Source organism: Salipiger sp. HF18 (assembly GCF_011806505.1).
GTDB classification, from domain to species: domain Bacteria; phylum Pseudomonadota; class Alphaproteobacteria; order Rhodobacterales; family Rhodobacteraceae; genus Salipiger; species Salipiger thiooxidans.
In genome coordinates, this window is sequence record NZ_JAATOS010000883.1 from 1 (window position 1) to 875 (window position 875).

The following is an 875-nucleotide window of genomic DNA, read 5'->3' on the forward strand; positions in this document are numbered from 1 at the left end:
GGCACAGGACCACCCCTCGCTGGACACCCAGATCGCCACTTTCACAGAAGCGCTGCGCGCCCTTGGGCCGGGCGTCGATCCGGACGAGGCCGCCCGCGCGGCCCGCATCGCGGTGCTGAAGCCGCTCGACTGGGCGCGCGAATGGCAGGTGGTGGACGCGCCGCTCGTCCACAACGTCAAGGTTGTCAACGGCTTCCGCGAGAAGGGCGTGTGCCAGGACTGGGCCGACGCCATGGAGATCGCGTTGCACGCCGAGGGCTTCCGCACGCTCGACATCCACCGCGCCATCGCCAACGCGCGCAACATCAAGCTCGAGCATGCGACCGTCATCGTGACTGCCGATGGCCAGCCCTGGGACAGCGGGCTGATCCTCGATCCGTGGCGCATCGGGCAGGGGCGGCTCTACACTGCGCGCGTAGGCGAGGACGACCGCTACAGCTGGGAAAGCCGCGAGGCGGTGCGGGTCTGGACCCGCGAATGGAAGGCCCGCGCGCTCGCGCAGCAGGGCTGAGCGCTGCCGTCCGTCCGGCCCGGTGACCCCCGGACGACATGGGGCGCGGGCCCTCGCGCCGGCGCCGTTGGCGCCGTCCCGGCCCGCCGCAGGGGCGTTGACCGTCCCGCAAGCGCGTGTCATGCCACGCATAAGACAGGACCAGGGGCAAGGAACGCATGAAGGTCATCATTTGCGGGGCCGGGCAGGTCGGCTGGCAGATCGCGCGGCACCTCTCGGGGGAGCGCAACGACGTCACCGTGGTCGACAACAACCCCGACCTGGTGCGCCGCGCCACCGATACGCTTGACGTGCAGGGCATCGCGGGTTTCGCGTCCTACCCGGACGTGCTCGAGAAGGCCGGCGCGCGCGATGCCGACATGAT

2 protein-coding genes are annotated in these 875 nt (G+C 70.7%); both read left to right on the top strand.

Annotated features, from left to right (window positions below):
- The coding region (locus HC022_RS27725) for a hypothetical protein (RefSeq protein ID WP_167454514.1) at window positions 1–511 on the top strand (511 nt) is incomplete at its 5' end.
- 158 nt (window positions 512–669) lie between these two features.
- Window positions 670–875, top strand: a 206-nt coding sequence (locus HC022_RS27730) for an NAD-binding protein (protein WP_175583767.1), incomplete at its 3' end; no start/stop codon positions are given.